The sequence below is a fragment of the Streptomyces sp. NPDC026659 genome (assembly GCF_040638245.1).
Classification (GTDB): Bacteria; Actinomycetota; Actinomycetes; order Streptomycetales; family Streptomycetaceae; genus Streptomyces.
This window is the reverse complement of the sequence record NZ_JBEZXY010000001.1, coordinates 263666-290191: the sequence shown is the minus strand read 5'-3', so window position 1 is coordinate 290191 and position 26526 is coordinate 263666. Positions and strand designations below refer to the sequence as shown.

Below are 26526 nucleotides of genomic sequence, written 5' to 3'. Positions count from 1 at the left end.
CGTAGGACGGGCCGGCCGTACGCCGTAGGACAAGAAAGGGAACTCGCCATGTCGCACCACACCCACACCCACACCGACACCGACGCCGCCGACACCGGACTGACCACCGAGGACCTGGCGCATCCCGAGCGGCGCGCCGCGCCGGAGTCGCCGCCCGCCTATCCCGGCGAGGGCACCGCCGTGCCGGGCGAGCGGGGGACGGCAGAGGAGCAGGCGCCCGGCGGGCAGGCCGAGGGGACGGCCGAGCGGACACCCGAGCGGTCGCCCGAGCCGGAGGCGGAGCCGCTGATCGAGCCCAAGGAGGCGGAGGACTACCGCGAGCGCTGGACGCGCATCCAGGGCACCTTCGTGGACGACCCGAAGGACGCCGTCCACTCGGCCGACACGCTGGTGGCCGAGGTCATCCAGTCCCTGGCCGAGACCTTCGCCGACCACAAGAAGGAACTGGAGTCCCGGTGGAGCCGGGGCCAGGAGGTCGAGACGGAGGGGCTGCGGATGGCACTCCAGCAGTACCGCACCTTCTTCAACAAGCTGCTGCACGCCTGACGGCCCGTCCGCGCGGCCCGCCGATCGCCCTCCGCCTCACTCCGGCAGGCGGAGGGCGATCAGCGCGACGTCGTCGCTGCCGTGCGGACCCATCCCCGCCATCAGCTCGTCGCACATCACGTCCAGGCTCTGGTCGACCAGGGCCGCCGCGTGCTGACGGAGCCGGGTGAGGCTGTGGTCGAGGGGCTCGCCGCGCCGCTCCACCAGACCGTCCGTGTAGAGCAGCAGGGTGCTCCCGGGCGGCAGGACGCTCGTGGCGCTCGTCCGCCGGGCCTCGGGGGTGACACCCAGCACCATCCCGTGGGCGTCCTCCAGATACCGCGTGTCGCCGCCGGCGGTCACCAGCAGCGGGGGCAGATGTCCGGCCCGGGTCCAGTCCAGGGTGTAGTGGCCGTCGTCGCCGGGGCCCTTGAGCAGGGCGTACACACAGGTCGCCGTCTGGTGGGGGTTCAGGGCGGCGATGGCGAGGTCCAGGCGCCGCAGGATGTGTCCCGGCGGCTCCTGGCGGTCGCAGGCGATGCCCCGGAGCATGTTGCGGATCTGGCTCATCGTCACCGCGGCCTGGAGGTCGTGGCCCGTCACATCACCGATGATCAGGGCGGTGTCGCCGCCGGGCAGCACGAAACAGTCGTACCAGTCCCCGCCGATCTGCGCGGTGGAGGTGGCGGGGGAGTAGCGCGCGGCGATCCTGAGGCCGCCCACCACCGGCAGGGTGGGCAGCAGGGAGCGCTGCAACCGCTCGGCGATGTTCTGCACCTCCGCGTGCAGGCGCGCGTTGTCGACGTACAGCGCGGCGCGGTGGGCGAGCCCCTCCACGAGATCCAGGTCCTCCTCGCCCAGCGGCGGCCGTTCCGGGCCGCGGCCCAGGGCCAGCGCGCCGAGGATACGACGCCGGGCGCGCAGCGGCGCCACGACGCCGGACGCCCCGCCCATGCGCCGGAACAGGGCCGAGTTGAGCGCGTGCAGGGGGTCGCTCGGGGTGTTCTCGGGGGCGAACTCCTCGGGGGACAGCAGCAGCGCGCCCGCGCCGCGCAGCACCCGCGCCCAGGGGCCGCCGGAGTCCTCCCGCACGGCGGGCAGGACGCCGGTGAGCCCCGTGAGCGGGATGTTCGGGTCGTGGTGGGTGACGCACACCCGCTCCAGCCTGCCCGCCTCGTCCATGACGTCGGCGACGCTCCAGTCGGCCAGCGCGGGGACGAGGACCCGGCAGACCCGGCGCAGCCCCTCGACCGCGTCCAGGGTGCTCGCCAGGACGGCACCGGTCTGGTTCAACAGGGTGAGGCGGTCGAGCGCCTCCTGCAGTGCCGCGTCCACCTCGAAGCTGTCCATGGCTTCCCCCCTACCCGGTTCGGGTGGATTCGTTCCGCCCGAGCCGGGAGGAAACCCCTCATCGGGGGTGACGCGGCCCCCGGGTCGCCTCAGTTGGCCGTCACTGGATGCTCCACCGGTGGGGGTGGGCCGGGTCGACGGGGCAGGCGAAGACGTTGAGTTCGCCCCAGCGGCCGACGACGACCTCGGTCGGCCCCGCGTACTCGTGCGTGGGCAGCCCGCGGTCCTCCAGCGGACGCCAGCTGCCGCTGCCGCCGTCCCACTCCGAGCTGTCGACGGTCAGGAGCAGACGCATCGGGGCCGCGCAGGACGGGCAGTCCATCTCGGCGGGGTCGGTGGTGTGCCAGGAGGCGTGGCCGCCGACGCGCCAGCCGGGCGGGATGGAGAGGTCGTACTGGTAACGCGCGGGCGCCGCTTCGGTCTTCCTCCTCCGGGCCCCGTCCCACGCGTCGATCCGGGCGCACAACTCCTTGGGCAGCAGACCGGCGAACGGATAGGTGGTCACCTGCTCCGGGTACAGCACGCACGGCTCGGGCACGTAACCGTCGAAACCGACGACGTACGGCCGCGGCGGTGCCGTCAGCGCCTCGGTGACCTCACTCGACCGTCGCCAGCGCAGGTCGAGCAGCATGCCGTGACCGGTGGGGCCGTGTGCGTCGAAGGGGCACCAGAACACCTGGAGCAGATCGCGGCCGTCCGGCCCGGGCGGCAGATCGGGTATGTCCCGGCGGTACAGCTGGGCGAGGGCGATCAGGGGGAGCGGAGCGGTCGCGGCCTCGTCCGGCGCGCGGTGGCGCTGCCGCGCCTCGTCCACGATCCGCCGGTCCTCGTCCGTGGGCCCGTGCTCCGGGTCACCGCGCCACGCGGCGTGCAGCGTCGCGCGCTCCCGGTGGATGTCCGCCGGGCGCCTTCCGCGCGCGTGCGAGTGCGGCTCGGTGCACACCGGCCAGGGCTCGTCGGCCGGCCACAGCAGGGGACCGCCGACGGAGCTGTCCCCGGCGGCCGGCGCGCCCGGACGCGGGTGGAGCCGGGTCGTGGTGCCCCGGTGGGCCGCCAGCTCGGGAAAGAGCGCCTCTACGTCCAACGGGCGTGGCGGCGTGGTTCGTGTCATGCCGCGACCCTAGGGGGTGTCACCGACAGCCCGTGCCTGCGCCTCCATCACCTCGTCCCCGTGCTCGAAGGCCCAGGCGCCGATGGTGTCGAGGGGTGTCAGGAGGGTGCGGCCCAGGGGTGTGAGCCGGTACTCCACGCGGGGCGGTGCCTCGGCGTACGCCTGTCGTTCCACCAGGCCGTTGAACCGCAGTCGCCGCAGTCGCCGCAGTGTCTCGGTGAGGACCTTGGGGCTGATCCCGCCGATGCGGCCGCGCAGTTCGCGGGGGCGCAGGGGGCCTTCGCGCAGGGCCCGGAGCACCACCGCGTTCCAGGTGTTCGACAGCAGGTCGAAGGCGAGACGGGCGCGGCAGTCCGCGAGGAAGGGTTCGGTCGTCACGTACCGAATGGTGCCCGACGACACCTCTAGCGTGGCACCCAACTCGCTTACGGAAAGGGGTAGTTCGGTGCGGATCGGTGTGCTGGGCACGGGCAACATGGCGGACGCGCTCGCCACGCACTGGGTGCGGGCGGGCCATGAGGTGACGGTGGGCGGACGGGACGCGGGCCGCGCGCGGCGACTCGCGGAGCGCCTCGGGGACGGTGTACGGCACGGAGACCCGGCCGGGGCGGCCGGGGCGGGAGAGGTGGTCCTCGCCGCGCTGCCCTACGGCGCGGGGGAGGAGGTCGCGCGGGAGCTGCGTACCGTCCTCGATGGCAGGGTGCTGCTCGACTGCTCCAACCCGGTCGGGCCGCCCGGCTTCCGGCTGCTGACCGGCGACGGCCCCTCGGCCGCGCGACGGCTGGCCCGCGCCGCGCCGGGTGCCCGGGTCGTCAAGGCGTTCAACCTCTGCCACGAGGACGTGTGGCGCATGACCCCGCCCGTCTTCGACGGCCGCCCGCTCGCCGTCCCGGTCTGCGGCGACGACCCGGCCGCCCTCGCCCTCGTCCACACCCTCGTACGGGACGTCGGCTGTACGCCGCTCCCCGCCGGAGGGCTCGACCGGTCCGGGCTGCTGGAGGCAACGGCGGCGCTGTTCATCGGACTGTGGGTGGGGGAGGGGGCGGACGCCCAGGCGATCGCGCCGCCGCTGACGTATGCGGCGGGTGTGGAGGGATGACGCCGGAAGGTTCGCCGGCGTGAACGCTCCGTGAAGCCGAACCCGCCGCAGGGCGCTTTCGCGTCGGCCGTACCGTACATTCCGGCCATGGCCAATTTCCCCACCCCGGTCGTTCTCGGCACCGATCAGGTCCGTGCGCGGCTGGACGAGTTCATCGTGATCGACGTGCGTACGGCGGGCGAGTACGGCTCCGGGCATCTGCCCGGGGCCCTGAACATCCCGTTGGACCAGGTGCGGCGGGCGCTCCCCGACATCGAACAGGCCGCGCGGCGCGGGGACGTGCTCGTGGTGTGTGCCTCAGGGGCGCGGGCGGAGAGTGCCGCCCGGCTGCTGGCGGAGCAGGGGATCGTGACCGCGACCCTGGAGGGCGGGACCGGCGCCTGGGCCGCGCGGGGATACGAACTGACCACGCCGCCCGCCGCCGGGGCCAAGGCGGTGTGGGGGATGGAACGGCAGGTCCGCTTCACGGCCGGTGCGCTGGTGCTCCTTGGCCTGGTGCTCGGGTGGCTCGTGCACCCCGCCTTCCAGCTGCTGTCGGCCGCGATCGCCGGCGGGCTCGTCTTCTCCGCGCTCACCAACACCTGCGGCATGGCCGTCGTCCTGGGCAAGCTGCCGTACAACCGCCCCCGCACCGCCGACCTCGACACGGCCCTGGCCGCGCTGCGCGCAGAGGTCTGAGCCTCAAGCAACGCCGAGGTCCGAGCCTCAGGCGACGGGGAGCGGCACCCGCCAGTCCAGTACGGTCCCGCCGCCCTCCGGAGTCGTCGTCTCCAGCCGTCCGGCCGACCGCTCCGCCCGTTCGGCCATGTTGCGCAGTCCGCTGCGGCGGCCGCCGGACGGGACGCCGACGCCGTTGTCCGCGATCCGCAGCCGGACCTCGCGGCCGTCGGTCGTGAGCAGCACGTCGGCGCGGTCGGCGCGGGCGTGCCGGGCGATGTTGGTGAGGGCCTCGGAGAGGACGGCCACCACGTCGTCGGCGATCTCCGGCGGTACCTCGGTGTCGATCAGCCCCTCCATGCGCACCCCGGGCGCGAAACCGAGCACGGGGGCCGCCTCGCCGGCCACCCGTACGACCCGGGACCGCAGGCCGCTGCCGGTCGCGCCGTCGCGGGTGCGCAGCCCGAAGATGGTCGAGCGGATGATCTTGATGGTCTCGTCCAGGTCGTCCACCGCGCGCAGCACCCGCTCGGCCGCCTTCGGGTGCTCGATGAAACGGCCCGCGCTCTGCAGGGTCATCCCGGTCGCGAACAGCCGCTGGATCGCCAGGTCGTGCAGGTCGCGCGCGATCCGGTCGCGGTCCTCGAGCACCGCGAGCTGCTGCGCGTCCTGACGGCGTTCGGCCAGTTCCATCGCGAGCGCGGCCTGCCCGGCGAAGCCCTGGAGCAGCTCGGTCTCCTTGCCGGAGAACAGCGACGCCCCCGCCTCGCGTGCCAGGAGCACCACACCGCGCATCCCGCCCTCGCCGGTGCCGATGGGCACGGCCACGGCGGGACCGAGCCCCCTGAACCGCTGCGGGTCGGCGTCTATCCGGTCGTCCCGCGTGATGTCGTCGCTGGTCACCGGCTCGGCCGAGGAGTACGCGAGCCCCATCAGACCCTCGTCGAGCGGCTGGACCAGACCCCGGTGCGCCTCCGCGCCCGCGCCCACCGCGATCTCCACGGTGAGCGAGACGGTGTCCTCCACCGGCATGGCGACGGCGGCAAGGGCCGACCCCGTGATGTCCCGGGCGCGCTCCGCGATCAGGTCGAGCGCCTCGGCGCGCTCGCTGCCGAGCATCAGCCGGTGGGTGATCTCCGCGTTCGCCAGCAGCCAGCGTTCCCGCTGCCGGGAGTCCTCGTACAGCCGGGCGTTGTCGATGGCCACCCCGGCCGCGACGGCCAGCGTGGACAGGACCGACTCGTCCTCCTCGTCGAACTCCGCCCCGCCCCGCTTCTCGGTGAGGTACAGATTGCCGAAGACCTGGTCGCGGACCCGGATCGGCACCCCGAGGAAGCTCCGCATCGGGGGGTGGTTGGGCGGGAAGCCGTACGACGCCGGGTGCTCGGAGATCTTCGACAGGCGCAGCGGCTCGGGGTGCCGGATCAGCTCGCCGAGGATGCCGTGGCCCTGCGGATAGGGGCCGATCTCGGTGATCTTCTCGTCGGAGACGCCGACGGTGTGGAAGGCGGAGAGCGTACGGCCGTCGGGGCTGATGACGCCGAGTGCCGCGTACTCGGCGTCTACCAGGACGGCCGCCGCCTCCACGATGGAGTGCAGCGCCTGCTCCAGGTCGAGTTCGCGCCCGACGCTGAGCACCGCCTCCAGCAGGCTGTGCACGCGGTCCCGGGTGCCCCTGGCCGCGTCGATCCGGGCCTGCAGCTCCTCCAGCAGCTCGTCGAGCTTCAGTTGCGGCAGCAGCACGCGGGGCTCCTTGGAGCTTGCCACCACGTTCCTCCACGTCCCTCGGCGCGCGAACCCGGCACCGTCCAGGTCGTCGTCTCCACCGTATCGGTCCCCGATGGGCCCCGGTACGCGGAACGGGCCACCCGGCGCCCCCGCGCCGAAGCACGCGTGCGACAGGGCTCCCGGCCTCCGCCAGGTGGGGGAGGGGAGGATCGTCCGGCCCGTCAACCTAGGGCCGAACGGCACTGGAAGGGCGGTGGGCGGTGGACCACAGTGGACCCAGGAGTGGCACCGGTCCCCCGCGGTGCCGCTCCGCCCACGAGGCGCCGCCCCACTTCCGCCGGGCGCCGACGGCCGACCGGAGAGCCGTGCCCATGAAGAAGCAACCAGTGCCGTGCGACCAGCGCCCGGCGCGCCATCGTGTCGACCTCGACCGGGCCGAGGCACTGCGGCTGCTGGGCAGCGTGTCCCTCGGCAGAATCGTTTTTACACAGGACGCGCTGCCCACCGTCCGCCCGGTCAACCACGTGCTCGACGGCGGCGACGTCGTCATCCGCACCCACGAGGGCGCCGCGCTCACCTCGCAGGCGCTGCGGGACGGCGGGGGCGGTGTGGTCGTCGCCTACGAGGCCGACGCCATCGACCCGGTGACCCACCTCGGCTGGAGCGTGGTGGTCACCGGGTACGCCCGTCTGGTGACCGACCCGGCGGAACTCGCGCGCATCCGGGCGCTGCTCGTGCCGTGGGCGCCGCAGCACGGGATGGACTACGCGGTGCGCATCCGGCCGGGTCTGGTCACGGGGGTGCTGCTGGACGACCTGGAGGAGCGGGAGGAGCCGACGGGAGACCCGTTCACGCCGTGATGCGCCGACCCGTCACCGCGTCCGGATCGAGGCGTACCCACACGTCCCGCGTCCCGCCCGCCCAGGGCCCGGAGTACGCGCGCGCGACCAGTTCGTCCCGTTCGCCGGGGTCGGTCACGATCCGGGCGTCGCCCCGGACCAGCACGCTCCAGCCCCGGCTGAAGGCGTCGTCGATCCGGTCCACCTCGAAGGCCACCCGCTCGCCGTCCGCGAGGGAGGGCGTCGCCCCGGCGGCGGTCCGGAAGACGATCGTGTTGTCCACCACGGTGTAGTTCACGGGCACGACCACGGGGCCGTCGTCCGGGACGACCGCGAGGCGGCCCACCCCGTGGTCGCCGAGCAGGGCCCGGCACTCCTCGGTGCCGATCGACTCGAACCGGGCACCGCGCGCCGCCTGCCCGGGGCCCGGTGGCTGGTCGACGGTGCCGCCGGTCAGGTCGGGCACCGTCGTCTCCAGCGCGTCGGCCAGCCTGAGCAGCACCTCGGCGCCCGGCGCGGCCTCGGGATGGGCCTCCAGATAGCGGAGATAGCCGGGCGCCATGCCCGCGCGCTCCGCCGCCGCCTCCCGTGTCAGCCCGAGCTGCGCGCGCCGGGCCGCGAGGCGGCGGCCCAGATCACCCCGGGGCGTCCCGGGCACGGCCGCCGTGTCGGCCGCCGTGTCCGGGGGTGTGGTCGTCCGTCCGGTCGGCTCGGTCACGTCCGTCACCTGCTCTCGCCTGGTCGTGTGTGTGCGGTGGCCGTCGCGGGGCTCTCGGGCCCGGCTCAGCCCGTGGAGCCACTGGACCCCGTGGGCCCCGTGGAGCCCGTGGAGTCCGTGGAGTCCGTCGATTCCGTGGGGACCACCTCGTACCGCTCCGCGCCGAGTACCACCTTCAGCGCGGCCGTCTCGGCGGCGTGCGCGAAGACGTCGTACGCCTCCTCCATGTCGTCCAGCGGGAAGGTGTGGGTGACCAGCTCGCCGGTCGGCAGGCCGCCGGCCGCCGTCATCCGCAGCAGGGTCGGGGTGGAGTACGTGTCGACCAGGCCGGTCGTGATCGTCACGTCCCTGCTCCACAGGTCCTCCAGGTGCAGGGTGGCGGGGGCGCCGTGGACGCCGATGTTGGCGACATGGCCGCCGGGCCGTACGAGCCGGGTGCACAGCTCGAAGCTCTCCGGCACGCCGACCGCCTCCAGGGCCACGTCCGCGCCGAGGCCGCCGGTGAGGTCGTCCACGAGCTGGGCGGGGTCCTCGTCGGCCAGGACGACCGCGTCGGCGCCGAGCCGCCGGGCCGCGTCCAGGCGGGACCGGGCCAGGTCGACGACGATGATCCGCTCGGGGCTGAACAGCCGCGCGGTGACGATCGCCGCGAGCCCGATGGGACCGGCGCCGACGATCACGACGGTGTCGCCCGGGCGCACCTGCCCGTTGAGGACGCCGACCTCGTAGGAGGTGGGGAAGATGTCCGCGAGCAGCACGGCGTCCTCGCCGCGCACGGTCGCGGGCAGCGGGTGGACCGAGAGGTCGGCGTACGGGACACGGACGTACTCGGCCTGCGTGCCGTCGATCAGATGGCCCAGCACCCAGCCGCCCCCGCCCTGGCACTGGCCGTAGCGGCTCTCGCGGCAGAAGCGGCAGTGGCCGCACGAGGTGATGCAGGACATCAGCACGCGGTCGCCGGGCCGTACGGTGCGCACGTCGCCGCCGATGTCGACGACCTCCCCGACGGCCTCGTGCCCGAGGACCGTACCGGGGCGCACCTCGGGCACGTCACCCTTGAGAATGTGCAGGTCGGTGCCGCAGATGGTGACCACGCCGACCTTCACGATCGCGTCGGTCGGCTCCTTGATCGCGGGGTCCGGCACGTCCTGCCAGGACGCGTGGCCCGGCCCCTCGAAGACATAGCCCTTCATGCCACTCGCTCCTCACCGTCGTCGCCCGGTGCGCGGGTGCCGGGAGACGGCCCCGCCCTTCCACCTTCGCGCGAGACGGGCCGGCGCGCTTGGGCCGTCCGGCCCACGGGGGTGGCTGTACGGGGCCCGGCCTGCGCGTACGGGATGCCGGGCGGGCGGCGACACGGCGGCCGCGGAACGCCTGCTTCCGTGCCTCCCCGGAGCTTCCCCGGACGGACGGAGATCAGGGGCCGAACAGCCCTTCCGCCCGGACCGGTGCATCCGGTTCGCTCGTCGTATGTCCGAGAACCACACGAAGCCCGAGGAACACCGGTCCGGCGGAGAGGGAGCGCGGGTGCGCCCCGCCACCGTCGTGGCCCTGCGTGGCGAGATAGACCTGCTGACCGCGCCCGGGCTGGCGGCCCGGCTCGACGCCCTGACCTCGCGTCCGCACCCCGACCTGGTGCTGGACCTGCGGCCCGTGGAGTTCATCGACTGCACCGGTCTCGGTGTGCTGTGCCGGACCCGCAACCGCGCCCGGGCCCGTCGGGGCAGGCTGCGGCTGGTCGCGGACAGCCAGGAGTTCCTGCGGCTGCTGCGCACCACCGGGCTCGGCGGCGCCTTCGACGTGCAGCCGGGACTGCCCGCCCCCGTGGTGGAGGCGCTGGTCCCGGCGGGCGCACCGGGCGAGGGGGCCGCCTGATGAGCGCCGGACGACGGCTGCGGCACTGGCTGTGCCGGTGGCGGGGCCGGGGTTACCGGCTGCTGCGCCGGGCCGACCACGACTGATGCTTCCGCCGAAGGCCGAAGGGGGGCCGGGTGATCCCGGCCCCCCTTCCCCTGCCGCTCAGCCGTCCCAGCTCCACTCCGCGACCTCCGGCAGATCGGTGCCGTGGACGCGGATCCAGTCGTGGTGCCGGGCGCGCGCCAGCTCCGGAAGGTGGCGACGCAGCAACTGGGCCGCCGCCAGCACCTCTTGGGTCGGTACGTCCCCCGCGCAGGCGAGTACGACATCGGGGTCGCCGCCGTTGCCGGTCCCGGCCCACTCCCAGATCCCGGCCCCGCGCGCGCAGTGCACCCGGGCCTCCTCCAGCGACAGCCAGTCGAAACAGGGCTGCTTGCCCGCTCCCGCGAGATCCTGAGCCACTTGATGTGCTGGTTGACCATCGAGTGTCCACGAGGTGTTCGGACAGCACCTCCAGAACCCGGCCGTGCCGGTCCAGGTGTTCGTCCACGGGCAGCACCTCGGCCTGCCACGCCAGTCCATCGACCTCGGCCGGACCGGTCCAGCCCTTCGGGGTGCGCAGCACGATCATCGGCCAGTGCGCCCGCTCGGTGACGCCGTCCTCGCGCGCGCTGTCCTGCATCAGCTTGATCCGGTCCAGCGCCTCGTCGAAGGCCGCCGCCATCGCGTGGTGCACCTCGGCGGGGTCGTCGCCCGACACGTACAGCGGCTCGTGGCCGTATCCCCGCAGCAGCGCGTCGAGTTCGGCCTGCGGGAGCCGGGAGAGGACCGTCGGGTTGGCGATCTTGTAGCCGTTGAGGTGGAGGATCGGCAGGACCGCGCCGTCGTGCACCGGGTCGAGGAACTTGTCGGAGTGCCAGGACGCGGCCAGCGGACCGGTCTCCGCCTCGCCGTCCCCGATCACGCACACGACCAGCAGATCCGGGTTGTCGAAGGCGGCACCGTAGGCGTGCGCGAGTGAATAGCCCAGCTCACCGCCCTCGTGGATCGAGCCCGGCGTCTCCGGCGCCACATGACTGGGCACTCCGCCGGGGAAGGAGAACTGCCGGAACAGCCGCTCCATGCCCTCCCCGTCCCGGCTCACGTCCGGGTAGACCTCCGCGTAACTCCCCTCCAGCCACGAGTTCGCGAGGACCGCAGGGCCGCCGCGCCCCGGCCCCCATACGCACAGCGCGTCGATCCCGCGCTCCCGGATCACCCGGTTGAGGTGCGTGTACACCAGGTTCAGGCCGGGCGTGGTGCCCCAGTGCCCGAGCAGCCGGGGCTTGATGTGCTCCGGGCGCAGCGGCTCGGTCAGCAGGGGGTTGGCCATCAGATGGATCTGGCCCGCCGAGAGGTAGTTCGCGGCCCGCCAGTGGGCCAGGAGCGTGTCCAACTCCTCGTTGGTGAGCGCGCGTTCGGCGGTGTCGGTCATGGAAACTCCACAGGGTCGACGGTCGTTGCCTCGGGACGGCGTGCCTCCGCGCCCGTCAGTCCGGCTCCGGTACGACGGCCACCGCGCAGTCCGCCCGGTGCAGCACCCCGTGCGCGACCCGGCCGAGCTGGAGACCGAAGCGGCCGTGCCTGCGCCGGGCGCCCACGACGAGCAGGACCGCGCCGCGGGAGGCGTCGAGCAGCACGTCACGGGTGTGGCCCTCCACGACGTGCCGTACCGGTACGACACCGGCGGGCAGGCCCCGCAACGCCTCCTCCACCGTGTCCAGCGCGGCCCGCTCCGGATCGCCGTCGTGCGGGACATGGCCGGGCAGCGGCCCCGACGGACGCCGCCAGGCCCGTACCGCCTCCAGGGGCAGCTCGCGCAGCGCGGCCTCCTCGGCCGCGAACCGCACGGCGGCCGTGCCCGTCGGCTTCTCGCCGACGGCCAGCACGATCCGCCCGGTCCCGGCGCGCTCCGGGTCGTCGTGGCCGCCGCGCAGCACGATCACCGGGCAGTGCGCGTGCCCGGCGACCGTCAGGCTGACCGACCCGAGCAGCGCCTCGGTGAGCCCGCTGCGGCCCCGGCAGCCGAGCACCACGGCACGGGCCGTACGGCTCTCGCGCACCAGACCGTACTCCGGCTCGTCGGGCAGCACGTCGGTGGTGACCGGCACCCCGGGACGGCGGCGCCGCGCCCGGTCCTCGGCGGTGCCGACCACGTCCCGCGCCATCACCTCGTCCACCGGCCGGTGGAGTTCCTGGGCGATCAGCGCGCCCTCGTACCGCTCCCACAACGAGGCGTACACCAGGCGGAGCGGTGCCCCGCGCAGGGCGGCCTCGTCGGCTCCCCAGTCCACGGCGCGCAGGCTCTGCTCCGAGCCGTCCACGCCGACGACGATCGGCTGGTCCATGGTGTCCGCCCTCTCCCTCCGCTTTCCCCCCATCGGCTCAGGTGTGCGGCACGACGGCAACCGGAGCGGCGACGTGGTGCAGCACCGCGTGCGTCACATGCCCGATGTGCGCACCCAGCCGCCCGGCACGTATCCGCCGCCCGACCACCACCAGACCGGCCTCCCGCGCCGCCTCGACCAGCACCCGCGCCGCGCTGCCCGCCCTGCTCTCCTCCGCCACCTCGACGCCGGGGAACGACTGCCGCCAGGACTGGAGCACCTTGGCCAGGCCCTCCGCCTCCAGCTCCCCGACCGAACCGGGGCCGTCGCCGGGCCCGGCCAGGTCGTAGGCGTAGGCGGACAGCTCGTAGGCGTACGCGGGCGGCGGACGCCAGGCGTGCACCACTCGCAGCGGGACGCCGTGGCGGGCGGCCGCGTCGAAGGCGAAGCCCAGCAGCGTCTCGTCCGGCTCGCCGGTGTCCAGGCCGAGCACGACGGGCGCGGTGGGCACGTCCCCGGCCGCCGGGCCGGGCCCGTGCCGGCCCACGGTCGGCTCGTCCGCCCGGACGACGACCACGGGACGCTCGGTACGGGCTATTACGGCGAGGCCGACCGACCCGGCGACGAAGCCGCCGATCCCGCCGAGCCCCCGTGAGCCGAGCACCAGCGGCTCGGCCGAGACGGCGGCCTCGCACAGGATGTCCACCGGGTTCCCGGTGTACTGCTCGACGACCACCTCGATACCCGGGTGGCGCAGACGCAGGCGCTCCGCGCTCTCGCGGGGCACCTGCTCGGTCCAGGGCTGCGGGGTCTCGGCGCCGGGCAGCGGCGCCTGGGCCATCGGCTCGGGCACCGGCTCCCAGATGTGCACGACCCGCAGCGGCAGGGCGCGCAGCCTGGCCTCGCGGGCCGCCCAGTCGGCGGCCGCCCGGCTCTCGGGCGAGCCGTCGAAGCCCACGGTGACGGTTCGGGACATGGTCTCCACCTCCGCCCCCAGCCTCGCGGCACCCCGCCCGCCGGATCAGGGGCCGCAGGTCCCTGCGCGGGGCCGACCGGCCCTAGGCGGTCTCCCCGGCCCGGCGCACGCTGGAAGGGAAACCGGAATCAGGAAGGCGACGTACGCAACCGTCCCCGTGAACCTACGGAGTCACCATGTACGCAACCCCGCGCAGCGTCGGCGACGTCATGACCCGCACCGTGGCGGTCGTCGGTCCGGAGACGTCCTTCAAGGAGATCGCGCGGATGTTGCGGGACCGCCAGGTCGGCAGCCTCCCCGTGCTCGTCGGCGGCAAGGTGACCGGTGTCGTCTCCGAGTCCGACCTGCTGCCCATGGAGGAGCTGCGCGACGCGCCCGGCGAGGCGTACACCGGGCGCCGCCGTCCGGCCGACCTGGCGAAGGCGGAGGCGGCCACGGCGGCCGAGCTGATGTCCGCGCCCGCCGTCACCGTCCACTCCGGGGCCACGCTCGCGGAGGCGGCCCGGCGCATGGCGCGGTCCGGGGTGCGGATGCTGCCCGTCGTGGACGACCGGGGCGTCCTGGAGGGCGTCGTCAGCCGCGCCGACCTGCTCAAGGTCTTCCTGCGCGGCGACCAGGACATCGAGCGCGAGGTACGGCACGACATCGTCTCCTGGATCCTCCCGCCGCCCGACTCCCTGATCCACGTGGAGGTGCACGACGGCGTGGTCACCCTCACCGGCTCGCTGCGCGACACGGCCCTGGTCCCGGTGGCCGCCCGGCTGGTCCGCGCGGTCGAGGGCGTGGTGGACGTGGAGTTCGACCTCGCGCCCGCGCCGGGTCGCGCCGACGGCCCGCGGACCTGATCCGGCGGATGACGCGCGGGCCCGGTTCGGTTCCACAGGTGACGCGCGGACCTGATTCCGCAGGTGAGGGGCGAGGTGGGCCCGTTCGGCCCTAGTCTGTACGGGACCGGCGGGTCATGATCCGGCTGGTGGGCCGGTCCTGTCCGTCCGGCCCCGGGAAACGAGAGGTCGTCATGCCCGAGACACGCGTCTTCACCGAGCAGCACCCGATCCGGGTGTTCCTGCTGGACGACCACGAGGTCGTCCGCCGGGGCGTGGCCGATCTGCTCGACTCCGAACCGGACATCTCCGTCGTCGGCGAGGCCGACTCCGCGCAGCAGGCCCTCGCCCGCGGCCCCGCCCTGCGCCCGCACGTCGCCGTGCTCGACGTACGCCTCCCCGACGGCGACGGCATCACCGTCTGCCGCGAACTGCGCGACCGCATGCCCGAGTTGGCCTGCCTGATGCTGACCTCGTTCGACGACGAGGACGCGCTGCTCGACGCGATCATGGCAGGCGCCGCCGGGTACGTACTGAAGCAGATCAAGGGCTCCGACCTGATCTCGGCGGTACGCACCGTCGCCTCGGGCCAGTCCATGCTGGACCCCGCCACCACCGCCCGGCTGATGCGCTCGCTGCGCTCCGACCCCGCCGAGACCGCGCCCTCGCTGCCGCCCGAGCTGGAGGCGCTGTCGCCCCGGGAGCGGGACATCCTCGCGCTGATCGGGGACGGCCTGACCAACCGGGAGATCGGGCAGCGGCTCTATCTGTCGGAGAAGACGGTCAAGAACCACATCTCCCGGCTGCTGGCCAAGCTCGGCGTCCAGCGCCGGGTCCAGGCGGCCGTGATCGCCTCGCAGCTGGACCAGAGCATGGGTACGGGCACGGGCGCGGAGGAGCGTCCGGCGCACTGAACTACCCTCGGGGCGGGCGGGATTCGGCGTGACGCGGCGGCTCAGCCCGGTTCGGCCGTGAGCCGGCAGTCCACGCCCACCACGCCCTCCACACCCCGTGTCATCCGGGCCGCCAGCTCGATCCGCTCCGCGTCCCGCACGCACCCGGTGAGCGTCGCGACGCCGTCGGCGACCATGACGTGCACCGGTTCGACCGGCGCGGGGAAGAGCACGTCGACCACGGACCGCCGTATCTCGTCGGCCAGTTCGCCGTCCGAGCGCAGGAACACCTTCAGCAGGTCGCCCCGGCTGACGACGCCCACGAGCGCGCCCTGGGCGTCGATGACGGGCAGTCGTTTGACGCCCTTGACGGCCATGATCCGGGCCGCCTCGGGCAGCGTCGCGTCCGCGTGCACGGTGACGGCGGGGGTGCTCATCAGCTCCCCGGCGGTCACCGCCCCGGCCTTCGCCAGGTCGGCCATCCGGCGCAGCTGGGTCAGCCGGTCCGGCTCGCCGTCGCGGAACTCCTCCTTGGGCAGCAGATCGGCCTCCGAGACCACCCCGATCACCCGGCCGTCGCCCTCCAGGACGGGCAGGGCGCCGACCTTCCACTGCTCCATCCGCTCGACCACGTCCCGGAACAGCGTGCCGCTGCCCACCGCGACCACGGCCCGCGTCATCACGTCGCCCACCCGGTACGGCCCGTCTCCCGGCACCGGCTCCACCGGGCGCGGCCCGGGTGCCGCAGCCGAGGTCACAGCAGGCCCCCGCTGCCGTACGGGGCGTACAGGTCGAGCAGTCTGACCCGCGAGGCGTGCAGCCGGTGGGCCACCACCCGGCCGACCCAGACGGCCACCGCCCGGCCGAACTCGGGGTCCGCCGCGCACAGCGCCCGCACCGGGGCCGCGTCGAACTCCCAGGCCCGTACGGGGCTCATCGCCTCGCCGCCCAGATGCCAGACGCCCGGCCCGAAGTGCCAGGACCAGCCGACCAGTTCACCGTGCCCGAGCGACTCGACGACGGCGGGACGGCGGCCGGGCACCCGCAGATCCAGGGTGACCGTGCCGGTGCGCACGATCCAGAAGCGGTCGGCGCGCCCGCCCTCCTCGAAGAGCCGGACACCGGCCGGGAAGGAGACCTCGCGGGCGAACCGCATCAGCCGCTCGCGGTACACGGGCTCGAGCGCCGTGGTCATGGTGGTCGTGGTCATCGCACCGGCTCCCTTCGGGACTGCTCTCCCTCCAGGTTCGCGCGGGCACCACGACCCCGCCACGGGCCACTCGGACCCGGCCGGGGCCGTTCGGTCCCGTCCGAATCCAGCGGCCCGAGGGCTTGTGGATCACCGGGCCCGGGTGCTCCCGGAAACACCGGGCCCGGGCGCGGAGGTCCTCAGAACACCAGACCCAGATGCGCCAGCGCCTGCTTCAGGAGCACCCCGTGCCCGCCCGGCATCTCGCTCTCCAGGGCGGCCGACGCCGCTTCCTGCGGCGAGAACCACACCAGGTCCAGCGCGTCCTGGCGCGGCCGGCAGTCGCCCGAGACCGGCACGACGTAGGCGAGCGACACCGCGTGCTGACGCGGGTCGTGGTACGGCGTGACCCCGGCCGTCGGGAAGTACTCCGCGACCGTGAACGGCTGCATCGAGGCGGGCACCCGGGGGAGCGCGACCGGGCCGAGGTCCTTCTCCAGATGGCGCAGCAGCGCGTCACGGACCCGCTCGTGGTGCAGCACCCGTCCGGAGACCAGGGTCCGGCTGACCGTGCCGTCCGGCCCGATCCGCAACAGCAGCCCGATACTGGTGACTTCGCCGTTGTCGTCCACGCGCACCGGCACGGCCTCGACATACAGGATCGGCATCCGGGCCCTGGCCATTTCCAGTTCGTCCGTGGTCAGCCAGCCGGGCGTGGTCTCGGTCATGTCAGACATTGCTTGATCATACTTTCCGGGTGGGGCGCTCGCCGGGATCGCGGGCGGGTTCGGGCAGTTCGTACAGGCGGCGGGCGTTCTCGCGGCCCGTCCAGGATGCGATGCGCAGCGCGTCCGCGAGGCTCAACTCGTCGCTGTCGACGCGGGATTGGATCAGGTCGGCCAGTCCGCGCCGGAAGCACAGCGCGCCCAGGTGATGGAATTCGGCCACTCCGTAGGCGTCGGAGCTGTACAGCAGTTTGCGGAACGGGGTGATCTCCAGCGCCTCCTCCAGGACCGCTCGCGAGCGGGCCGGTCCCGCGTAGTGCAGCGCGAGACCGACATCCAGGTACACCTGCTCGAACACCGCTGCCAGATACGCGGCTTGGCGGTGATACGGCCAGCAGTGCAGCAGCACCACGGGAATCGTGCCCGCCGTCAGCCGCAGCCAGTCCGTGAGCAGCGTGGGATCGGCGCGGTGCAGGGTCACATCGGCGTCGCCGAACCCGGTGTGCAGCTGGAGCGGCAGCCCGAGATCGACGGCGGTCCACAGCAACTGCCGTACCAGCACAGGGTTGTTCAACCGCCCGCCCCGCGCGAACCACTCCCGGGCGGCACGTGTCACCTCCGCGTCGCCGGGGCGGGCCGGGTCCAGGGCGAAACCGGTACGGTAGGCCGCCACCGACTTCACCGCCACCACCCCGGGCCGCCGCACCGCCTCCCCGGCCGCCGCGCGGAACGCCTCCGCGTACGCGTCCGGCTCCACGCCCCGCGCGGCCACCTCCTCCGCGACCCGTTCGAGCCGTACGACCTCGTAGGCCAAGCCCCCTGACGCCGCGGCCAGTTCGTCCGGCGATGTCCCCGGGTCCGGGGCGAACCCGGTGTCCACGCAGAACGCCTCGGCCCCGGCGGCGGTCAGAAAACGCCGGTTGACCTCTGCCGCGCCCAACTCCGCACGCCGGGCCAGGTAGTTATCGGGGGAGGCGTGCCGGGGCAGGTCGAGGAGGGGTGCGCAGTGGCGGCGTACGGCGATGCCGACCGGGCTGTCGAAGGGCGAGATCCCGGGCCACGCCTCGCCCTCGGTGATGAGCGACTCGAACTCGGCCCGGGTGAGGTCGCGGGTGGTCGCGCCGTGGCAGTGGTGGTCCACCAACGGCAGCTCGGACAGGGCCTGTTGGAGAGTCTCAGGTGCGGTCATCGTCAGTACCTCCACCGGTGGGCGGCGGCCACCTCGGCGTCGTCCAGGCCCTCCACGGCCGCCGCCTCCCCGAGCCGTACCGCCGTCACCGCGTCCGCGAGGACCGGGCCGAGGGCCGACCGCAGCACCGGGTCGGCGCGAAACTCCTCGACGGCCTCGGTCAGCGACTGCGGCAGCCGCCGTACCCCGAGCGCGGCCGCCTCCTCGGCGCCGTACCGGACCGGGTCGCCGGTGATCTCCTGTGGCAGGGGCAGTGCGGCGGCGAGGCCGTCGAGTCCGGCGGCGATGACGCAGCCGAGGGCGAGATACGGGTTGGCGGCCAAATCGACGGGCTTGATCTCCAGGTTGGCGCCCTCGCCGGTGTGGCCCGCCGTGCCGGTGACGATCCGCAGCGCGGCCTCGCGGGTCTCGCGGCCCCAGGCGGTGAACACCCCGGCCCACCGGGACGGCTTCAGGCGCAGGTAACTGGCCGGGCTCGGCGCGGTCACCGCCGTCAGCGCGGGCAGCCGGGAAAGCACCCCGGCCACGAAGGACTCCGCCCCGGCCGTCATGCCGTACCGGCCCTCGCCGCCGGTGTGGAGGTTCACCCCGTCGCGGTGGCAGGAGAGATGGAGGTGGCCGCCGTTGCCGACGCCGTCCGCCACCACGGCCGGGGCGAAGGACACGCGGAGACCGTGCCGCCGGGCGACCGCCCGGATCGTCTGCCGCACCAGCACGCTCCGGTCGGCTGCCGCCACGGGGTCCAGCGCCCCCACCGACAGCTCGAACTGCCCGGGCGCGTACTCGGGGTGGAGCTGCTCCACGTCCACGCCCTGTGCGGCGAGCGCCGCCAGCAACTCGGCACCCAGGTCGCCCAGTTCGACCTGCCGGATCGCGCCGTACGCCGGTCCGGACACCGCCGGGACGAACTCCCCGGCGGGCGCCGAGTCCAGGCCCACCGTCCACTCGACCTCGATCGCCGCCCGGAAGGTCAGGCCGTACCGCTCGGCGGCCTCCGTGACGATCCGGCGCAGGAAGGTCCGCGAGCACCCGGGGTGCGTCGCGCCCTCCTGGGTGATCCGGTCCACCGGCGCCCACGCCCAGCCGGGCTGCCCGGCCAGGACCACCAGCTCGTCCAGGTCGGGGAAGAGCCGCAGGTCGCCGTCGGGGGAGCCGAGCACGTCGGTGGTGACGATCGAGTCGTCGGACAGGAAGGTGTCGAAGACGGGCGACATCCCGACGCCCCGGGTCACCGCGGCCGTCAGCCGGGCCACCGGGACCGCCTTGACCCGCCCGACGCCCGCCGTGTCCACGTACGCGAGCACGATCCCGTGGACGCCTCGCGCGGTCAGCTCGGCGGCGCGGGCGGCGGCCCGCCGGGTCTCACCGGGGCGGCCGCCGGGCACGGGGTCGGCAAGGGTGGCCATGGGTACTCCTCGACGGTCGGGCTCCCGCGTGGTCGCGCTCAGGGTTTCACGGCCACCGCGCCGAACTGCGGCACGACGGCGGCCGCGTCGGCCCCGGCACGCCACAGGGAGCAGGGCACGAGGCCCGGCTCGACCGGCTCAAGACCGTCCAGGAACCCGGCGATGCCGGCCCGGCCGCGCGCGGTGATGGGCGGGGTGGCGTTGGCGTTCCAGAACTCCATCGCGGCGACGTTGCCCTCGCCGCCCACGTCACCGTCGTAGGTCGGGTGGGTCAGCACCAGGAAGCTGCCGGACGGCACGGCCGCCATGATCCGGCGGACGATGTCATGGGCCGCGTCGTCGTCCAGGACGAAGTTCAGGATGCCGAGCATCATCACCGCGACCGGGCGCTTCAGGTCGAGCGTCTCGGCGGCCCGCCGCACGATCGTCTCCGGGTCGCGCACGTCGGCGTCGATGTAGTCCGTCACGCCCTCGGGGGAGCTGGTGAGCAGCGAGCGGGCGTGGGCCAGCACGATCGGGTCGTTGTCGACGTACACGATCCGCGACTCGGGCGCGACCGACTGCGCGATCTCGTGGGTGTTGTCCACCGTGGGCAGCCCGGTGCCGACGTCCAGGAACTGGCGTACCCCGCGCTCGGCGGCGAGGTACCGCACCGCCCGCCGCAGGAACTCCCGGTCCGCGCGGGCCACGTCGCGGATCACCGGGAACATCCCGGCGACGTGCTCACCGACCGCCTGGTCCACCTCGTAGTGGTCCTTGCCGCCGATCCAGTAGTTCCACACCCGCGCGTTGTGCGCGACGGAGGTGTCCAGCCGGTCCGCCGTCGTCCCCGCGTCGTGTCCGCCCACCGTTCCGCCCCTTTCCGTGCGCGTTTCCGCGTGCGTCTCCACATGCGTCTCCACGTGCGGCCGGTGCCGCTTCGTGATCACGCTGCCTGGCGTCATTGTGCGGGGTCGGGAGGCGCGGTGTCCCGGGAATGGGGTTCCGATGCCTCCGGCGGCATGAAGGACACTGGGAGGGTTCGCGCCCCGACCAGGAAGAAGGACATGACCGCCACGCCCGCGTCCCTGACCACCGCCCCCGACCTGCCCGCCGTCCCGGCCGACATACGCCTGATCGTCACCGACATGGACGGCACACTGCTGGACGACGACAAGGCCATGCCCGAGGGCATGTGGGACCTCCTCGCCGAACTGCGCCGCCGGGGCGTGCTGTTCAGCCCCGCCAGCGGCCGCCAGTACGCGACACTGGCCAAGGAGTTCGCGGAGGTCTCCGAGGGGATGGTGTTCATCGCGGAGAACGGCACGTACGTGGTCCGCGACGGGGTGGAGCTCAGCTCGGACCCGCTGGAGCGCTCGGTGGCCGCGGAACTGGCCCGTACGGCACGGCGGCTGGTGGAGCGGGGCGTGGACAGCGGTGCCGTGGTCTGCGGCAAGCGCGCCGCGTACGTCGAGCGCACCGACGAGCCGTTCCTCGCCGAGGTCCGCAAGTACTACGTCGAGCACCGCGTCGTCCCCGACCTGACCGCGGTCGAGGACGAGGTGATCAAGGTGGCGCTGTTCGACTTCGGCTCGGCCGAGCACGGGACCGCTCCGGCGCTGGCCGGCTTCGCGGACACCCACCAGGTCGTCGTTTCCGGCGAGCACTGGGTCGACGTCATGAACCGCACCGCCAACAAGGGCGCCGCCCTGCGCGGACTCCAGCGCGAGCTGGGCATCACGCCCGCGCAGACGATGGTCTTCGGCGATTACCTGAACGACCTCGAGATGATGGACGCCGCCGAGTGGTCCTTCGCCATGGCCAACGCCCACCCGGAGGTCGCCCGGCGGGCCCGGCACATGGCGCCGTCCAACAACGAGCAGGGGGTGCCGCGGACGATCGCGCGGGTGCTGGGGCTCGACGGGTAGGGGGTCGTAGGGGCGCGGCGGGGATCCTTCCCAGGGGCGGGAAGCCGGTCTATAGTCCGAAACTAGCAGTGCTAATTAATGGCCAGGCCAGCCGCAGATCCGTCGTGGATCCGTCGTAGATCAGGAGCCCCGCCGTGCGTCCCGTCCACTTCGCGGCCGCCCGCCGCACCCCCATCGGCAAGCTGCGCGGCGCCCTCTCGGGCATCCGGCCCGACGACCTCGCGGCGACCGTGATCCGGCGCCTGGTGGCCGACGCCCCCGCCCTCGACCCGGCCAGGATCGACGACGTGTACTGGGGCGCCGCCAACCAGGCCGGCGAGGACAACCGCAACGTCGCCCGCATGGCCGCCCTCCTCGCGGGCCTGCCCGACACCGTCCCCGGCGCCACCGTCAACCGCCTGTGCGCCTCCGGCCTCGAAGCCGTCACCGCCGCCGCCCGCACCATCGCCTCCGGCGAGGCCGACGTCGTGATCGCGGGCGGCTCCGAGTCGATGAGCCGCGCCCCCTTCGTCCTGCCCCGCCCCGACGAGGCGCTGCCGCACCGCATCGAGACGTACGACACCCGGCTGGGCTGGCGGTTGGTCAACCCCGCCATGAAGGAGCTCCACGGCGTACTGTCCATGGGCGAGACCGCCGAGGAGGTCGCGGAGCGGTACGGCATCTCCCGTGCGCGACAGGACGAGTTCGCCCTGCGCAGCCACCAACTCGCGGCCACCGCGCAGAAGAACGGCACCTTCGACGACGAACTCCTTTCCGTGGAGCGCCCCGACGGCATCGTGGTCGAGCGTGACGAGTGCGTCCGCGAGGACACCTCACTGGAGAAGCTGAGCCGTCTGAAGCCGGTCTTCCGCGCGGACGGCACGGTCACCGCGGGCAACGCCTCCCCGATGAACGACGGCGCCGCCGGACTGCTCCTGGTCAGCGAGGAGGCCCTGAACGACCTGGGCCTCGAATCCCTCGGCCGCTACGTCGCCGGAGCCTCGGCGGGCGTCCACCCCGATGTGATGGGCCTCGGCCCGGTCCCGGCCACCCGCAAGGCCCTCGCCCGCGTCGGCTGGTCGGTCACCGACCTGGACGAGGCCGAGTTCAACGAGGCGTTCGCCGCGCAGGCCCTCGCGTGCGTGGACCAGCTCGGCATCGACCCGGAGTCGGTCAACCCGACCGGCGGCGCCATCGCCCTCGGCCACCCGCTGGGCTGCTCGGGCGCCCGCATCCTCACGACACTGCTGCACCGGATGCGACGCGAGGACTCGGGGCGCGGGCTGGCGACCATGTGCGTGGGGGTGGGGCAGGGGAGCGCGGTGCTGGTGGAGCGGCCGTAGGGGCGGCGGGGTGCCACGCGGCGCGCAGTACCGACCCTCCAGGACGGAGGTACCGATACGCGGGCCGGAAGAAGTACGGAGCACGCTATTTCTGCCGGTGGGACTGCCTGGTGACGGTCATGCGGCAGGTGGTGGAGTGGTTGCGACGAGGCCGATGGAGCGGGACGGGAGATCGGCTCCATTCGCCTCAGGCGCACCATCCTCACCGGCAGAGAAAGAAACACGATGAAGAGAATCAAGGCAGCCGTCCTGACGGCCGCAGTCGTCGCGGGCACTGTTCTCGCGGCCACCCCGGCACAGGCCCTCAACCACTGCAACCGCGGTACCGGCATCATCATCTGCGAGTACGGCGTCGCCACCGTCAGCACGCAGCGCGGTGTCCAGTACGAGTTCGCGATCGGCACCGACCTCGCCGCCTACGCCCGCACCAGGACCTCCACCACCAACTGGACCGACTGGTCCTCCCTGGGCGGAAAGTGGCGGAGCGGCATCGACCTCATCAAGATCAACGGGTCGTACCCGGCGTACCGCAATATCGAGTTCGTCATCGGCGCCGACGGCGAGGACGGCCGGCCATGGCGCAACCTGTACGCGTGGGACGGCACCCGGACCGGCTGGCAGCTGACCCCCACCGACCCGGAGCTCTGAACCGCACCACACGGTGGGGCATTGATGCAACGTAAGCAGCTGTTGTCGTTCCGGTCCCGAGCGGAGTCCGTCGAGCGGGAGTCCCGATCGGGTGGTCGCGGGGTGCTCGGCGCTCAGTGTTGCGCAGCTCCACCCGTACGGGCTCGGGCGCCCCGTGACTCCTGAGCCTGTACGTGGCCCGTCGGGCACCGACTCCGGGGCGTGTCCGTGGTGCGGGCACCCTCGGAGGGCTCCGTGGCCAGGGCGGCCCACGAGCCACTGAATGCGTGCGCATAGCATCAGTCCCCGCATGAACATGATGACGCTCTGGCACATACCCGGCTGGGAATTCGCCGCCCTGGCCCTCGCCGCCCTCCTGGTCGGCTTCTCCAAGACCGCGGTCAGCGGGGCCAACACGGTCAGTCTCGCCGTCTTCGCGGCCGTACTCCCCGCCCGCGCCTCCACCGGCGTACTGCTGCCGCTGCTGATCGCGGGCGACATCCTCGCCGTCCTCACCTACCGTCGGCACGCCCACTGGCCCACGCTGTGGCGGCTGTTCCCCGCGGTCGGGGTCGGTGTCGTGGCGGGCACGCTCTTCCTGGTCCGCGCCGGGGACGGCATCGTCCGCACCTCGATCGGCGCGATTCTGCTGCTGATGACGGGGATCACGCTGTGGCGGCGACGGGCGGCGGCGCGGCCGGAGACGGAGGGCGCGGCGGACGGCGAGACGGGAACCGACGGATCGGCGGCCGACGGCGAGGCGGGGACCCACGGGCCGGAGGCCAACGGCTCGGCGGTCACCACCCGCGCCGGACGGACGACGGCGGGCGCCTACGGCGTGCTCGGCGGCTTCACCACCATGGTCGCCAACGCGGGCGGCCCGGTGATGTCGATGTATCTCCTCTCGGCGGGCTTCCGCAAGCTCGGCTTCCTCGGCACCTCGGCGTTCTTCTTCCTGATCGTCAACGTGTCGAAGGTGCCGTTCAGCGCGGCGCTCGGACTGATCGACGGCCGTTCACTGCTGCTTGACGCCGCACTGCTGGTGTTCGTCGTGCCCGGCGCGTTCATCGGCAAATGGGCTGTGAACAGAATCAACCAGCAACTCTTCGACCGACTGGTTGTCGCGGCGACCGTCGTGGGCGCACTGGAACTCCTGCTGAGCTAGGGCAAGTCCACGCCGCCGCGATCGGAAGCCCCGCTGCGGGGCTCACAACCCCCGGTGTGCACCCCACAGTTCCGCCGCGCGGCCCGCCGCCCGCTCGATGAGCGCGGCCAGCTCGGGCCGGTCCGGCACCGCGAAGGACACGTACGCGCCACGCCCGCCGTCGACCGGCCGTCCGTACGCCTTCGCGGCCAGTCCGCCGTCCGGCAGCAGCCGCACGTTCAACGTGGTCAGCCGGAACTCCTGCCCCCGCCGGGTGTCCGTCCAGCAGAGTTCCTCCGGCACCCGGACATTGATCGCCAGGGCCGACACTTCGACAGCGGGGTCACCAGTCATCCGGGCATTGTTCCAGCGCCGGTACGCGGGCTGCCAACCTCGCCCCGACCCCACGGATCACAACCCCCGACAGACTCCGGGCCGACAGTCCTACGGAGTCAGCCCCAGCAGCGCGGGCACGTCCGCGAACGAGTCCACCACGCGGTCGGGCGTACCGCTCGCCCGGTCGAGGGTGTCCGGCTGGAACTTGCCGGTCCGCACCAGCACTCCGGTGATCCCGAGGCGCTGTGCCCCCAGCACGTCCGACTCCACGTCGTCCCCGACCATCACCGCCTCGGCCGCGGCCACGCCCAGCCGGTCGAGCGCCGCCCGGAAGAACGCGGCCGACGGCTTCCCGGTGACCTCGGCCTCGGTCCCGGCCGCCGCCTCCAGCCCCGCGATGTACGCCCCGGCGTCGAGCTGGAGCCCGGCGTCGGTCCGCCACGTGAGGTTTCGGTGCAGGGCGACGAGACGCGCGCCACGGCGAAGATGACGGAAAGCTCGGTTCACAGCCGCGTAGCTGAATTCCGGACCCGCACCCCCGACGAGCACGACATCGGGCGTGTCCCCGTCGCCCCCGTCGCCCCTGTCGTCCTCGCCGACGAGGGTGATCCCGGCCAGATCCTCCTCGATGTCCCCGCTGTTCAGCAGCGCGCACCGGGCGCCCGCCAGGTGCGCGGCGGTGGCGGCGGGTGCGGTGAGGATGTCGTCCGCGTCGACGGCGAACCCCGCCTCGGCGAGCGCGGCGGCGACCGAGGCCCGCGTCCTGGAGGTGGTGTTGGTCACCAGGACCACCCCGAGCCCCCCGTCCCGCAGCACCCGCAGCGCCTCCACTGCCCCGGGCAGCGCCCGCCAGGAGACGGTCAGCACCCCGTCGATGTCGACCAGCACGCCCCGTACGCCCCGCACGCCCCGTACATCCGCAAGGGAAGCCATACCCGGACGATAACCGCCCCGGCCCGCCCCTCGCCTACGCTCGCCCCATGCCCCCGCACCTCCTGATCCTCGGCGGCACGACGGAGGCCCGAGAACTGGCCGCCGCGCTGGCCGCCGACCCCGCCATACGCGTCACCACCTCCCTCGCGGGACGCGTGACCCGGCCGAGCCCGCTGACCGGGGACACCCGCACCGGCGGCTTCGGCGGCCCGGCCGGCCTCGCCGACTGGCTCCGCGCCCACGACGTGGACGCCCTGATCGACGCCACCCACCCCTTCGCGCGGAAGATCACCACGAACGCCCTCCAGGCCGCACGGAACGCGGGCATCCCGGCGCTCGTCCTACGCCGCCCCGGCTGGCACCCGACCCCCGGCGACGACTGGCACCCCGTCCCCACCCTGACGGCGGCCGCAGCGACCCTCCCCACCCTCGGCCACCGCGTGTTCCTCACCACCGGCCGCCTGGGCCTGTCGGCCTTCGCCGCGCTGGAGCACGTCCACTTCCTCGTACGCTCCGTGGAACCCCCCGCCCCACCCCTGCCCCCGCACACCGAACTCCTCCTGGAGCGCGGCCCGTTCACCCTCGCGGACGAGCTGGACGTCCTCCGCGCCCATCGGATCGACGTACTGGTCACCAAGGACAGCGGAGGCGAGGCGACGGCCCCGAAACTGACGGCGGCCCGCCAACTCGGCCTGCCCGTAGTGGTCGTGGAACGCCCCCCGCTGCCGGAGGACGCGATGACGGTGCCGGACGTACAGAGCGCGCTGGCCTGGTTCGACGCACTCCAACCGCGCTGAGCGGAAGG

Annotated in this window: 28 protein-coding genes and 1 pseudogene; 12 read left to right on the top strand and 17 right to left on the bottom strand. The window is 73.5% G+C overall.

What is annotated here, in order from left to right:
* The first annotated feature begins 48 nt into the window (after positions 1–48).
* Entirely contained in the window at positions 49–546 is a 498-nt protein-coding gene (locus tag AB0E91_RS01380; RefSeq protein WP_361773386.1) for a hypothetical protein, read from the top strand.
* Positions 547–582: 36 nt separating this feature from the next.
* Here AB0E91_RS01380 and AB0E91_RS01375 read toward each other — a convergent pair whose 3' ends face one another.
* The 3 genes from AB0E91_RS01375 to AB0E91_RS01365 all read right to left on the bottom strand — a co-directional run bounded on the left by AB0E91_RS01375 (position 583) and on the right by AB0E91_RS01365 (position 3364).
* Positions 583–1875 carry a GAF domain-containing SpoIIE family protein phosphatase gene (locus AB0E91_RS01375; protein WP_361773383.1) on the bottom strand — a complete coding sequence of 431 codons (1293 nt, stop codon included), beginning with the start codon at positions 1873–1875 and terminating at the stop codon, positions 583–585.
* A 100-nt stretch (positions 1876–1975) separates the two neighbouring features.
* Complete coding sequence (locus tag AB0E91_RS01370) at positions 1976–2986, bottom strand: hypothetical protein (protein WP_361773380.1); 1011 nt, start codon at positions 2984–2986, stop codon at positions 1976–1978.
* Between the two features lie 9 nt (positions 2987–2995).
* Positions 2996–3364 (bottom strand): helix-turn-helix domain-containing protein, encoded by a 369-nt coding sequence (locus AB0E91_RS01365; RefSeq protein ID WP_361773377.1) that lies wholly within the window; start codon positions 3362–3364, stop codon positions 2996–2998.
* A gap of 67 nt (positions 3365–3431) precedes the next feature.
* Between AB0E91_RS01365 and AB0E91_RS01360 the strand changes: the two genes are divergently transcribed.
* Both AB0E91_RS01360 and AB0E91_RS01355 read left to right on the top strand, forming a co-directional pair.
* The gene (locus AB0E91_RS01360; RefSeq protein WP_361773374.1) at positions 3432–4085 is read left to right on the top strand and encodes an NAD(P)-binding domain-containing protein; all 654 of its coding nucleotides are present in this window, start codon (positions 3432–3434) and stop codon (positions 4083–4085) included.
* Between the two features lie 87 nt (positions 4086–4172).
* The gene (locus AB0E91_RS01355) at positions 4173–4763 is read left to right on the top strand and encodes a rhodanese-like domain-containing protein (protein WP_361773371.1); all 591 of its coding nucleotides are present in this window, start codon (positions 4173–4175) and stop codon (positions 4761–4763) included.
* A 27-nt stretch (positions 4764–4790) separates the two neighbouring features.
* Here AB0E91_RS01355 and AB0E91_RS01350 read toward each other — a convergent pair whose 3' ends face one another.
* Positions 4791–6509 carry a GAF domain-containing sensor histidine kinase gene (locus AB0E91_RS01350; RefSeq protein WP_361773368.1) on the bottom strand — a complete coding sequence of 573 codons (1719 nt, stop codon included), beginning with the start codon at positions 6507–6509 and terminating at the stop codon, positions 4791–4793.
* A gap of 332 nt (positions 6510–6841) precedes the next feature.
* On the opposite strand from AB0E91_RS01350, the gene AB0E91_RS01345 reads away from it, so the two are divergent.
* Positions 6842–7330: a pyridoxamine 5'-phosphate oxidase family protein gene (locus AB0E91_RS01345; protein WP_361773366.1), complete on the top strand. Its 489-nt coding sequence runs from the start codon at positions 6842–6844 to the stop codon at positions 7328–7330.
* Here the strand turns inward: AB0E91_RS01345 and AB0E91_RS01340 are convergent.
* Together AB0E91_RS01340 and AB0E91_RS01335 are read right to left on the bottom strand one after the other, a co-directional pair.
* Positions 7320–8027 carry a pyridoxamine 5'-phosphate oxidase family protein gene (locus AB0E91_RS01340; protein WP_361773363.1) on the bottom strand — a complete coding sequence of 236 codons (708 nt, stop codon included), beginning with the start codon at positions 8025–8027 and terminating at the stop codon, positions 7320–7322. The two genes, AB0E91_RS01345 and AB0E91_RS01340, sit on opposite strands and share 11 nt — an antisense overlap.
* 65 nt (positions 8028–8092) lie before the next feature.
* Complete coding sequence (locus tag AB0E91_RS01335) at positions 8093–9220, bottom strand: zinc-dependent alcohol dehydrogenase family protein (RefSeq protein ID WP_361773361.1); 1128 nt, start codon at positions 9218–9220, stop codon at positions 8093–8095.
* Positions 9221–9497: 277 nt separating this feature from the next.
* On the opposite strand from AB0E91_RS01335, the gene AB0E91_RS01330 reads away from it, so the two are divergent.
* Positions 9498–9902, top strand: coding sequence for an STAS domain-containing protein (locus AB0E91_RS01330; RefSeq protein WP_361773358.1), 405 nt, complete (start codon positions 9498–9500; stop codon positions 9900–9902).
* A gap of 144 nt (positions 9903–10046) precedes the next feature.
* Here the strand turns inward: AB0E91_RS01330 and AB0E91_RS01325 are convergent.
* The 3 genes and pseudogenes from AB0E91_RS01325 to AB0E91_RS01315 form a co-directional block, all read right to left on the bottom strand.
* Positions 10047–11358 (bottom strand): annotated as a pseudogene (locus tag AB0E91_RS01325) (phosphoketolase family protein).
* 55 nt (positions 11359–11413) lie between these two features.
* Complete coding sequence (locus AB0E91_RS01320) at positions 11414–12271, bottom strand: universal stress protein (protein ID WP_361773355.1); 858 nt, start codon at positions 12269–12271, stop codon at positions 11414–11416.
* A 37-nt stretch (positions 12272–12308) separates the two neighbouring features.
* A complete protein-coding gene (locus tag AB0E91_RS01315; RefSeq protein ID WP_361773353.1) occupies positions 12309–13226 on the bottom strand; it encodes a universal stress protein in 918 nt (305 codons plus the stop codon).
* A gap of 176 nt (positions 13227–13402) precedes the next feature.
* On the opposite strand from AB0E91_RS01315, the gene AB0E91_RS01310 reads away from it, so the two are divergent.
* A complete protein-coding gene (locus AB0E91_RS01310; RefSeq protein WP_361773350.1) occupies positions 13403–14071 on the top strand; it encodes a CBS domain-containing protein in 669 nt (222 codons plus the stop codon).
* Between the two features lie 173 nt (positions 14072–14244).
* Positions 14245–14964, top strand: a complete 720-nt coding sequence (locus AB0E91_RS01305; RefSeq protein ID WP_361773347.1) for a response regulator transcription factor — start codon at positions 14245–14247, stop codon at positions 14962–14964.
* Positions 14965–15005: 41 nt separating this feature from the next.
* Here AB0E91_RS01305 and AB0E91_RS01300 read toward each other — a convergent pair whose 3' ends face one another.
* The 6 genes from AB0E91_RS01300 to AB0E91_RS01275 form a co-directional block, all read right to left on the bottom strand.
* Complete coding sequence (locus tag AB0E91_RS01300; protein WP_361775092.1) at positions 15006–15623, bottom strand: CBS domain-containing protein; 618 nt, start codon at positions 15621–15623, stop codon at positions 15006–15008.
* 74 nt (positions 15624–15697) lie between these two features.
* The gene (locus tag AB0E91_RS01295; protein ID WP_361773344.1) at positions 15698–16153 is read right to left on the bottom strand and encodes a cyclic nucleotide-binding domain-containing protein; all 456 of its coding nucleotides are present in this window, start codon (positions 16151–16153) and stop codon (positions 15698–15700) included.
* Between the two features lie 179 nt (positions 16154–16332).
* Complete coding sequence (locus AB0E91_RS01290) at positions 16333–16860, bottom strand: NUDIX hydrolase family protein (RefSeq protein WP_361775089.1); 528 nt, start codon at positions 16858–16860, stop codon at positions 16333–16335.
* A 16-nt stretch (positions 16861–16876) separates the two neighbouring features.
* On the bottom strand, positions 16877–18046 hold the full coding sequence (locus AB0E91_RS01285; protein ID WP_361773341.1) for an amidohydrolase family protein: 1170 nt from the start codon (positions 18044–18046) through the stop codon (positions 16877–16879).
* Positions 18047–18048: 2 nt separating this feature from the next.
* A complete protein-coding gene (locus AB0E91_RS01280; protein ID WP_361773338.1) occupies positions 18049–19452 on the bottom strand; it encodes a glutamine synthetase family protein in 1404 nt (467 codons plus the stop codon).
* Positions 19453–19490: 38 nt separating this feature from the next.
* On the bottom strand, positions 19491–20300 hold the full coding sequence (locus AB0E91_RS01275) for an SAM-dependent methyltransferase (RefSeq protein WP_361773335.1): 810 nt from the start codon (positions 20298–20300) through the stop codon (positions 19491–19493).
* Positions 20301–20498: 198 nt separating this feature from the next.
* On the opposite strand from AB0E91_RS01275, the gene AB0E91_RS01270 reads away from it, so the two are divergent.
* The 4 genes from AB0E91_RS01270 (at position 20499) to AB0E91_RS01255 (ending at position 24473) form a co-directional block, all read left to right on the top strand.
* Positions 20499–21359, top strand: a complete 861-nt coding sequence (locus AB0E91_RS01270) for a Cof-type HAD-IIB family hydrolase (RefSeq protein WP_361773332.1) — start codon at positions 20499–20501, stop codon at positions 21357–21359.
* 134 nt (positions 21360–21493) lie between these two features.
* The gene (locus tag AB0E91_RS01265; protein WP_361773329.1) at positions 21494–22681 is read left to right on the top strand and encodes a thiolase family protein; all 1188 of its coding nucleotides are present in this window, start codon (positions 21494–21496) and stop codon (positions 22679–22681) included.
* Between the two features lie 225 nt (positions 22682–22906).
* Entirely contained in the window at positions 22907–23329 is a 423-nt protein-coding gene (locus AB0E91_RS01260; protein ID WP_361773326.1) for a hypothetical protein, read from the top strand.
* Positions 23330–23618: 289 nt separating this feature from the next.
* Entirely contained in the window at positions 23619–24473 is an 855-nt protein-coding gene (locus AB0E91_RS01255; RefSeq protein ID WP_361773323.1) for a sulfite exporter TauE/SafE family protein, read from the top strand.
* A gap of 42 nt (positions 24474–24515) precedes the next feature.
* Here AB0E91_RS01255 and AB0E91_RS01250 read toward each other — a convergent pair whose 3' ends face one another.
* Together AB0E91_RS01250 and AB0E91_RS01245 are read right to left on the bottom strand one after the other, a co-directional pair.
* Entirely contained in the window at positions 24516–24806 is a 291-nt protein-coding gene (locus tag AB0E91_RS01250) for a hypothetical protein (protein ID WP_361773320.1), read from the bottom strand.
* 90 nt (positions 24807–24896) lie between these two features.
* Complete coding sequence (locus tag AB0E91_RS01245) at positions 24897–25694, bottom strand: TIGR01458 family HAD-type hydrolase (RefSeq protein WP_361775086.1); 798 nt, start codon at positions 25692–25694, stop codon at positions 24897–24899.
* A 74-nt stretch (positions 25695–25768) separates the two neighbouring features.
* On the opposite strand from AB0E91_RS01245, the gene AB0E91_RS01240 reads away from it, so the two are divergent.
* Entirely contained in the window at positions 25769–26518 is a 750-nt protein-coding gene (locus AB0E91_RS01240; protein ID WP_361773317.1) for a cobalt-precorrin-6A reductase, read from the top strand.
* Positions 26519–26526 lie beyond the last annotated feature (8 nt).